We start from the raw sequence: 8,780 nt of genomic DNA on the forward strand, positions 1-8,780 counted from the left end.
CCGTGTGTTGTGCAACCCGAAAGAGACCACCGTCCTCGACATGCGCTATGGGATCATCCGAGCGCAGGCTCTCACGCCACGAGAGTCCCTGACCTTCATCGAGAACCTGCGGGGAGAGACATGAGCCTCAAGCCCAGCGCCGAGCTGGAGTGGATAAAGAGCAGCTACAGCACCGACGACGGCCCGTCCTGCGTCGAGGTGGCCACCGCCCCCACCCGCATCCTCGTGCGCGACTCCAAGAACCCCGACGGCCCCCGCCTCACCCTCGCCCCCACCACGTGGGCGACCTTCCTGCCGTACGCCTCCGCGCACTGACGGAGTCGACACGCGCGGCCCGCACCGAGTTCACGGTGCGGGCCGTATCCGCGTGGCTCAGGTCGTCGTCCGCCGCCTGCGCGCCCCCGGCCGCCGCTCGCTCGGCCGGGTCACCGGGTCGCCGGCCTCCAGGGCGGCGGCCCGGCGCCGCATGCCGAAGTCGGCCAGCGCCTCGGCGAGCTTGTGCACGGACGGCTCGGGCGCCATCACGTCGACCCGCAGCCCGTGCTCCTCGGCCGTCTTGGCCGTGGCGGGCCCGATGCAGGCGATCACCGTGACGTTGTGCGGCTTGCCGGCGATGCCCACCAGGTTCCGCACGGTGGAGGACGACGTGAACAGCACGGCGTCGAAGCCGCCGCCCTTGATCGCCTCGCGCGTCTCGGCCGGCGGCGGCGAGGCGCGCACGGTCCGGTAGGCGGTGACGTCGTCGACCTCCCAGCCCAGCTCGATGAGCCCGGCGACCAGGGTCTCGGTGGCGATGTCGGCGCGCGGCAGGAAGACGCGGTCGATCGGGTCGAAGACCGGGTCGTACGGCGGCCAGTCCTCGAGGAGTCCGGCGGCCGACTGTTCGCCGCTGGGCACGAGGTCCGGCTTCACGCCGAAGGCGATCAGCGCCTTGGCGGTCTGCTCGCCGACCGCGGCGACCTTGATCCCGGCGAAGGCACGGGCGTCCAGCCCGTACTCCTCGAACTTCTCCCGGACGGCCTTGACCGCGTTCACCGAGGTGAAGGCGATCCACTCGTAGCGGCCCGTCACCAGGCCCTTGACCGCCCGCTCCATCTGCTGGGGCGTGCGCGGCGGCTCGACCGCGATGGTCGGCACCTCGTGCGGCACGGCACCGTAGGACCGCAGCTGGTCGGAGAGCGACGCCGCCTGCTCCTTCGTGCGCGGTACGAGCACCTTCCAGCCGAACAGCGGCTTGGACTCGAACCACGACAGCTGGTCACGCCGGGCGGCGGCGCTGCGCTCACCGACCACGGCTATCACCGGCCGCCCGCCCTCGGGCGAGGGCAGCACCTTGGCCTGCTTCAGCGTCTGGGCGATGGTGCCGAGGGTCGCCGTCCAGGTCCGCTGCCGGGTGGTCGTACCGGCGACCGTCACCGTCAGCGGGGTGTCGGGCTTGCGGCCGGCGGCGACCAGCTCGCCCGCGGCGGCGGCCACGGAGTCGAGGGTCGTGGACACCACGACCGTCCCGTCGGAGGCGCCCACCTCCGTCCAGCACCGGCCGGACGCCGTGCGCGCGTCGACGAACCGCACGTCCGCGCCGTCGGCGTCGCGCAGCGGCACACCCGCGTAGGCGGGCACGCCGACGGCGGCGGCGACACCGGGGACCACCTCGAAGGGGACCCCGGCGGCGGCGCAGGCGAGCATCTCCTCGGCGGCGTACGCGTCGAGTCCGGGGTCGCCGGAGACGGCACGCACGACCCGCCTGCCGCCCCGTGCGGCCTCCATGACAAGATGTGCGGCATCCCGTTCTGCGGGTACCGCAACGGGTGTTGACGTGCCGTCAACGACCGTGAGCTGAGGCGTGCCTGTGCCCGGATGCCGGTCCGCGGAAGGACCCGCGGGATCCGGATCCGTGTTCACGACGGCGACGCCCGGCCGGGCGTGGACGCGCACGACGTCGAGCACCTCGTGCTCGGCGACGAGGACGTCCGCGCTGGCCAGCGCCTCCACGGCGCGCAGGGTCAGCAGCCCCGGATCTCCGGGTCCGGCACCCAGGAAGGTGACGTGTCCGTGGTCGGGACAGGCGGGAAGGGTGGTGGGGCTCACTGTGCTCGCTCCCCCATCAGACCGGCCGCGCCCTGGGCAAGCATCCGGGCCGCGAGGTCACGGCCGAGCGCCACTGCCTGGTCGTGCGTCTGGGGCACGGGACCGGTGGTGGACAGCTGCACCAGCGAGGTGCCGTCGGTCGTGCCGACGACGCCGCGCAGGCGCATTTCCTTGACAATCTGCCCGTCGGCCAGCAGGTCGGCCAGCGCGCCCACAGGGGCGCTGCAGCCGGCCTCCAGGGCGGCGAGCAGGGACCGCTCGGCGGTGACGGCGGCCCGGGTGAAGGGGTCGTCGAGTTCGCCGAGCGCGGCGATGAGGTCCGCGTTGTCCGCGGTGCACTCGATCGCCAGGGCCCCCTGGCCGGGGGCGGGCAGAACCGTGTCGACCGACAGGAAGTCGGTCACTTCCTCGCTGCGGCCGATCCGGTTCAGTCCGGCGGCGGCCAGGACGACGGCATCCAGCTCACCGCTTCGGACGTATCCGATCCGGGTGTCGACGTTCCCGCGGATCGCCACGCACTCGATGTCGAGTCCGTGGGTGCGGGCGTACGCGTTCAGCTGCGCCATGCGGCGCGGCGAACCGGTGCCGATGCGCGCCCCGCGCGGCAGGTCGGTGAACTTCAGCGCGTCCTTGGCGACGATCACGTCCCGCGGGTCCTCGCGCACCGGCACGGCGGCCAGGACCAGCTCCGCGGGCTGCGTGGTCGGCAGGTCCTTCAGCGAGTGCACCGCGAAGTCGACCTCGCCCCGCAGCAGCGCGTCGCGCAGCGCGGTCACGAACACACCCGTGCCGCCGATCTGCGCCAGCGCCTCACGGGAGACATCGCCATAGGTGGTGATCTCGACCAGCTCGACAGGCCGGCCGGTCACCTGGCTGACGGCCTCCGCCACCTGCCCGGACTGGGCCATGGCGAGCTTGCTCCGCCTGGTCCCCAGCCTCAGCGCCTTGTCACTCATCGTGGCCCTCGGTTCTTGTCGGTGCTGTCCTCGGCGCGCGAGACGGAGGCCACCGTCTCCTGGTCGAGGTCGAACAGGGTGCGCAGCGCGTCCGCGTATCCGGCGCCGCCGGGCTCGGCCGCGAGCTGCTTGACCCGTACGGTCGGCGCGTGCAGCAGCTTGTCGACGACCCGGTGCACGGTCTGCCGGATCTCGCTGCGCTGCTTGTCGTCGAGGCCGGGCAGCCGCCCGTCCAGCCGGGCGATCTCACTGGCGACGACATCGGCGGCCATCGTGCGCAGCGCGACGACGGTCGGCGTGATGTGGGCGGCCCGCTGGGCCGCGCCGAAGGCCGCCACCTCGTCCGAAACGATACGGCGGACCTGGTCGACGTCGGCCGCCATCGGCGCGTCGGCGGAGGCTTCCGCCAGCGACTCGATGTCGACCAGCCGCACCCCGGAGAGCCGGTGCACGGCCGCGTCGATGTCGCGCGGCATGGCGAGGTCGAGCAGGAAGAGCACGGGCTCCGGGCGCTCGGCGGCCACGGCTTCGGGCCGGCGCCGCTCCGGGATCCGGCCGACGGTCGCCACCGTCGCGGCGAGCGCACCGATCAGCTCGGCGTCCGCGCCGGCCGTCCACCGGACGGTCTCCCGCCGCTCCGCCGGGGCTCCCGCGACCCACGCGGCGTGCTGCTCCAGCGTCGCCGCGTCCATCCCGGCCACGGCGGCCTCCCCCATCACGGAGAAGCCGGACGCGGCGGCGGGCAGGTCCAGCGGGCACCCGTCCTCGGTGCCGACACTGGTGGGCGGCAGCGGGGTGGGGCGGGTCTCCGCCGCCCGGCCAGCCGTACGGCGCTCACCGGCGGGCTCGGCGACCGGCTCGCCGGTGCGGCCCCGCACCGCGGCGGCGACCGCCTCGGCGCCGAGCACCAGCCCGGTCGCGCCGGTGCAGGAGACGGCGACGTCGGCACGTGTCAGCTCGTCCGGCACCGCGTCCATCGGCACCGCGCGGGCGAGCACGTGCGCGTCCTCGGCCTCGGTGAGGATCTGGGCCAGCCGCTCGGCGCGCTCCTGGGTGCGGTTGGCGACGACGACCTCGGCGACCCCGGCGCGGGCGAGCGTCGCGGCGGCCAGCGAGGACATCGAACCGGCGCCGATGACCAGCGCCTTCTTGCCGCGCGCCCAGTCCTCGACCGGCCCGCCCGCGGCCAGCTGCTCCAGGCCGAAGGTGACCAGGGACTGCCCGGCGCGGTCGATGCCGGTCTCGGAGTGCGCCCGCTTGCCGACCCGCAGGGCCTGCTGGAACAGGTCGTTGATCAGCCGCCCGGCGGTGTGCAGGTCCTGGGCGCGGGCCAGCGAATCCTTGATCTGGCCGAGGATCTGGCCCTCGCCGACGACCATGGAGTCCAGTCCGCAGGCCACCGAGAACAGGTGGTGGACGGCCCGGTCCTCGTAGTGCACGTAGAGATAAGGAGTCAGCTCGTCGAGCCCGACGCCGCTGTGCTGGGCGAGCAGCGTGGACAGCTCGGCGACACCGGCGTGGAACTTGTCCACGTCGGCGTACAGCTCGATGCGGTTGCAGGTGGCCAGCACGGCGGCCTCGGTGGCCGGCTCGGCGGCGACGGTGTCCTGCGCCAGCTTGATCTGGGCGTCCGCGCTCAGCGCCGCCCGCTCCAGCACGCTGACCGGGGCGCTGCGGTGGCTCAGCCCCACCACGAGGAGACTCATGCCGGCATCACGGCGGGTACGTCCCCGTCGGGTCCCTGGTCGGCGGAGTCACCGCGGCCCGCGGCGGCCGGCACGGCGGCCTCGCCCGCGGCCTCCTCGCCGGCCTTGCGCTGCTCGTGGAAGGCGAGGATCTGGAGTTCGATCGAGAGATCGACCTTGCGCACGTCGACGCCGTCCGGGACGGACAGCACGGTCGGCGCGAAGTTCAGGATGGAGGTGACCCCGGCGGCGACCAGCCGGTCGCACACCTGCTGCGCGGCACCGGCGGGGGTGGCGATCACACCGATCGACACACCGTTGTCCTGGATGATCCTCTCCAGCTCGTCGGTGTGCTGCACCGGGATCCCGGCGACGGGCTTGCCGGCCATGTTCGGGTCGGCGTCGATCAGCGCGGCGACCCGGAAGCCGCGGGAGGCGAACCCGCCGTAGTTGGCGAGCGCGGCGCCGAGGTTTCCGATACCGACGATCACAACCGGCCAGTCCTGGGTGAGCCCCAGTTCGCGGGAGATCTGGTACACGAGATACTCGACGTCGTAGCCCACACCACGCGTCCCGTAGGAGCCCAGGTACGAGAAGTCCTTGCGCAGCTTCGCGGAGTTGACTCCGGCCGCGGCCGCCAGCTCCTCGGAGGAGACGGTCGGCACCGAGCGCTCGGAGAGCGCGGTCAGGGCGCGGAGGTACAGCGGAAGCCGGGCGACGGTGGCCTCGGGAATCCCTCGGCTACGGGTCGCCGGTCGGTGAGTTCGGCCAGTTGCCACGGTGCTCCTGCGGGTAGAGCGGGGCTGCAGGCGGTCATACGTCCCCGGACCGCCCCGTCGACAGCAGGCTATGTCTTTGTGAACGCGTGCACAAAGATGGTGTCCGATTTGCCCGGCCAACGTGACGGGGGTCACGACCGATTACCTTCCTCACGATCTACGCCCCCGAGACCACTACAGCCATCGATCCTAAGCCGTCAGCGCCTTGCGAAGCCGCTGTTCGTCCACCCGCCAGAACGTGTGCTGAGCCCCGTCCACCAGCACCACCGGGATCTGCTCCCAATAGCGATCGTGCAGGTCAGCGTCCTGCGTGATGTCCTTCTGCTCCCACGGGACACCCAGCTCGCCGCACACCTTCTCGATCACGCTCTGTGCGTCATCACACAGATGGCAGCCGGGCTTGCGGATCAGGGTGACCAGACGGTCCTGGGGGGCGGGTGCGGCCCCGCGCCGGAAGATGGGACTCATACCGGCCATTCTCCCGCTCCCCGGGCCCTTCCCGGACGGCTCGGCCACGCGGACTTCACGGCCTCCCCACCCGCCGCCGAACGGAATCACCGATCGGACTGGCTATGCTCACGCCATGGCCGCTCTCGGATGGCTCACCCCCCGCAGGCGCTCCGCCACGGCGCGGAGCGTGTTGGCAGGCGAGGCCTCGGCGGAGGCCGCCCGCAAGTCCGCCGAGGTCTCCCCCGAACCGCCCTTCCCGGTGCCCGGTGACGAACAGGCCGCCGCCTTCTTCGACCTGGACAACACCGTCATGCAGGGTGCCGCCCTGTTCCACTTCGGGCGGGGCCTGTACAAGCGCAAGTTCTTCGAGACCCGCGACCTGGCCCGGTTCGCCTGGCAGCAGGCGTGGTTCCGGCTGGCCGGCGTCGAGGACCCCGAGCACATGCAGGACGCCCGCGACTCGGCGCTCTCCATCGTCCAGGGCCACCGCGTCGCCGAGCTGAGTTCGATCGGCGAGGAGATCTACGACGAGTACATGGCCGAGCGGATCTGGCCGGGCACCCGTGCGCTGGCCCAGGCCCACCTGGACGCCGGCCAGCGGGTGTGGCTGGTCACGGCCGCCCCCGTGGAGATCGCCCAGGTGATCGCCCGCCGCCTCGGCCTGACCGGCGCCCTCGGCACCGTCGCCGAGTCCGTCGACGGCGTCTACACCGGAAGACTGGTCGGCGAGCCCCTGCACGGCCCCGCCAAGGCGGAGGCGGTGCGCGCGCTGGCCGCCGCCGAGGGCCTCGACCTGTCCCGCTGCGCCGCGTACAGCGACTCGCACAACGACATCCCGATGCTCTCGCTCGTCGGCCACCCGTACGCGATCAATCCCGACAGCAAACTGCGCAGGCACGCCCGCGAGATGGACTGGCGGCTGCGCGACTACCGCACCGGCCGCAAGGCGGCCAAGGTCGGCATCCCCGCCGCGGCGGGCGTCGGCGCGGTGGCGGGCGGCACGGCCGCGGCCATCGCCCTGCACCGCCGCCGCCGCTGACCCGGCCCCACCGACGATCACCCGGCGCGGTCCCTCCCGCGCCCTTTCGCCGTGCGCACCGGATGCCGCGAGCCCGGCCGACACGCCCCACCGGGCGGGCCAATCCACCAGTCGTACCCAGCCGGACGCCCGGCCAGTCCCCCCTTACCGCACCCGGCCACAACACGTCTCCGACCCACCCGGAATCCGAACTTTTCCGGTCAATAAACGGTCACTCTGCAGAACTTGAGTAGTCGTCAATCGGCTACAGAAGCAACGTAATCGATGATTTGAGCAACTGGGTGTAGCGGCCCCTGCACGAAGCGTTATTCTCCTCAGACGCAATCCGGTACCCCTCCGTCGCTACGACGGGTGAAAGGTCCCGCACTGCACGTGATGGAAGCTCTGCCTCTGGGAGTCCCGTGTACCCACACGTCGGGGTTGACGCCTCGGGCCTGGCTACGCTGCGCGCAACGGTCCAAGGACTGTTGCGCGACTTCGTCCCCACCGCGTACGCCGTCCCCGCCTTCGCCTCCGCCGCGCCCGCAGGCCCGTGCTACGCACTGGCCGACGGCGGCGCCGCGGTCGGCAGACGAGGACGTTCCACGGGCGCCGCCACCGCGCGCCGCCCGGCCGCCGACAGCGACAGCGCCCGCATGATGGACCTCGTCGAACGCGCCCAGTCCGGCGAGGCCGAAGCCTTCGGCCGTCTCTACGACCAGTACAGCGACACCGTCTACCGGTACATCTACTACCGCGTGGGAGGCAAGGCGACCGCCGAGGACCTGACCAGCGAGACCTTTCTGCGCGCCCTGCGGCGCATCGGCACGTTCACCTGGCAGGGCCGCGACTTCGGCGCCTGGCTGGTCACGATCGCCCGCAACCTGGTCGCCGACCACTTCAAGTCGAGCCGTTTCCGGCTCGAAGTGACCACCGGCGAGATGCTCGACGCCAACGAGGTCGAGCGCTCCCCCGAGGACTCCGTCCTCGAGTCCCTCTCCAACGCCGCCCTCCTCGACGCCGTACGGCGGCTCAACCCCCAGCAGCAGGAGTGCGTGACGCTCCGCTTCCTCCAGGGCCTCTCGGTCGCCGAGACCGCCCGTGTCATGGGCAAGAACGAGGGCGCCATCAAGACCCTCCAGTACCGCGCCGTACGCACCCTCGCCCGGCTCCTCCCGGACGACGCGCGCTGACCGCCGTGCACGCACCCCCTCCGCTGTCCCCAACTCACCGTCCGTCAAGGTCTGTTGACTTCTCGCTCCGCTCGTCCGCCGTCCGTAACCCAAGTGCCGCGCCGCTCGTTGTGCGGGATGCAGGCTCCCTGTGGTCACACCCCGGCCGTCTCCGCTCGCTCGATCGCGTGGATCCGGCCGGAGTGTGCAACCCTCAGGACCCCCTGGGGAGTCGACCGTCATGACGAGAGGAGGTGCCGCCAGTGATCGCGAACGTATCGGCGCACCGGCGGGCGAACGCCTTCGCCCAGGCTCTGGAGGAGCAGCCCGACCGGGACACGGCGGACGAGCAGCCCGGGGCATCCGCCCCGGCTGCCGACGAACCGGCCGAGCGGGGCCGGCTGCTGGCCCTCGCGACCAGTCTCGGCGAGCTGCCCAAACCGGAGCTGGACCCCGAGGTCAAGGTCGTCCAGCGGGCCCAGTTGGTGGCCGCGATGGAGGCCATGCTGCAGGAGGGCGGCGAGGCGGACCGTTCGGTGCCCGAGCAGCGTCGCACCCGGGGCGCACACCGGGCGACGACCTCGCTGGGAAAGCTCCGGCCACGCACCCGGCTGGCCAAGGGCCTCACCGCC

Annotated in this window: 8 protein-coding genes and 2 pseudogenes; 5 read left to right on the forward strand and 5 right to left on the reverse strand. The window is 72.3% G+C overall.

Annotated elements, in window-relative coordinates:
- Both CCN42_RS44545 and CCN42_RS19335 read left to right on the forward strand, forming a co-directional pair.
- Positions 1–124: pseudogene (locus CCN42_RS44545) on the forward strand (transcriptional regulator); the annotation flags it as partial.
- A complete protein-coding gene (locus CCN42_RS19335) occupies positions 121–315 on the forward strand; it encodes a DUF397 domain-containing protein (protein ID WP_086737371.1) in 195 nt (64 codons plus the stop codon). The pseudogene CCN42_RS44545 and the gene CCN42_RS19335, both read left to right, overlap by 4 nt.
- A gap of 57 nt (positions 316–372) precedes the next feature.
- On the opposite strand, the gene CCN42_RS19340 is transcribed toward CCN42_RS19335, so the two are convergent.
- The 5 genes from CCN42_RS19340 to CCN42_RS19360 all read right to left on the reverse strand — a co-directional run bounded on the left by CCN42_RS19340 (position 373) and on the right by CCN42_RS19360 (position 5,985).
- Positions 373–2,088, reverse strand: a complete 1,716-nt coding sequence (locus tag CCN42_RS19340) for a bifunctional uroporphyrinogen-III C-methyltransferase/uroporphyrinogen-III synthase (RefSeq protein WP_086737373.1) — start codon at positions 2,086–2,088, stop codon at positions 373–375.
- Complete coding sequence (hemC, locus tag CCN42_RS19345; protein ID WP_086737375.1) at positions 2,085–3,044, reverse strand: hydroxymethylbilane synthase; 960 nt, start codon at positions 3,042–3,044, stop codon at positions 2,085–2,087. Before hemC ends, CCN42_RS19340 begins: the two co-directional genes overlap by 4 nt.
- Positions 3,041–4,750, reverse strand: a complete 1,710-nt coding sequence (locus CCN42_RS19350) for a glutamyl-tRNA reductase (protein ID WP_086737377.1) — start codon at positions 4,748–4,750, stop codon at positions 3,041–3,043. Before CCN42_RS19350 ends, hemC begins: the two co-directional genes overlap by 4 nt.
- Positions 4,747–5,508: a redox-sensing transcriptional repressor Rex gene (locus CCN42_RS19355; RefSeq protein ID WP_043503039.1), complete on the reverse strand. Its 762-nt coding sequence runs from the start codon at positions 5,506–5,508 to the stop codon at positions 4,747–4,749. The genes CCN42_RS19350 and CCN42_RS19355 overlap by 4 nt, the downstream gene beginning before the upstream one ends.
- Before the next feature lie 189 nt (positions 5,509–5,697).
- Positions 5,698–5,985 (reverse strand): glutaredoxin family protein, encoded by a 288-nt coding sequence (locus CCN42_RS19360; protein ID WP_086737379.1) that lies wholly within the window; start codon positions 5,983–5,985, stop codon positions 5,698–5,700.
- 106 nt (positions 5,986–6,091) lie between these two features.
- Between CCN42_RS19360 and CCN42_RS19365 the strand changes: the two genes are divergently transcribed.
- The 3 genes and pseudogenes from CCN42_RS19365 to CCN42_RS43785 all read left to right on the forward strand — a co-directional run.
- A complete protein-coding gene (locus CCN42_RS19365) occupies positions 6,092–6,997 on the forward strand; it encodes an HAD family hydrolase (protein WP_086737381.1) in 906 nt (301 codons plus the stop codon).
- A 401-nt stretch (positions 6,998–7,398) separates the two neighbouring features.
- A complete protein-coding gene (locus CCN42_RS19370) occupies positions 7,399–8,169 on the forward strand; it encodes an ECF subfamily RNA polymerase sigma factor, BldN family (RefSeq protein WP_086169210.1) in 771 nt (256 codons plus the stop codon).
- Between the two features lie 242 nt (positions 8,170–8,411).
- A pseudogene (locus CCN42_RS43785) lies at positions 8,412–8,780 on the forward strand (DUF5667 domain-containing protein); the annotation flags it as partial.

Origin of the sequence: Streptomyces glaucescens (assembly GCF_002154375.1) — a bacterium.
GTDB lineage: Bacteria > Actinomycetota > Actinomycetes > Streptomycetales > Streptomycetaceae > Streptomyces > Streptomyces glaucescens.

What these genes read in the sequence shown, in the direction of transcription:
- CCN42_RS19335 (WP_086737371.1), top strand. Translation starts at nt 121, where the DNA reads ATGAGCCTCAAGCCCAGCGCCGAGCTGGAGTGGATAAAGAGCAGCTAC.
- hemC (WP_086737375.1), bottom strand. Translation starts at nt 3,044, where the DNA reads ATGAGTGACAAGGCGCTGAGGCTGGGGACCAGGCGGAGCAAGCTCGCC.
- CCN42_RS19350 (WP_086737377.1), bottom strand. Translation starts at nt 4,750, where the DNA reads ATGAGTCTCCTCGTGGTGGGGCTGAGCCACCGCAGCGCCCCGGTCAGC.
- CCN42_RS19360 (WP_086737379.1), bottom strand. Translation starts at nt 5,985, where the DNA reads ATGGCCGGTATGAGTCCCATCTTCCGGCGCGGGGCCGCACCCGCCCCC.
- CCN42_RS19365 (WP_086737381.1), top strand. Translation starts at nt 6,092, where the DNA reads ATGGCCGCTCTCGGATGGCTCACCCCCCGCAGGCGCTCCGCCACGGCG.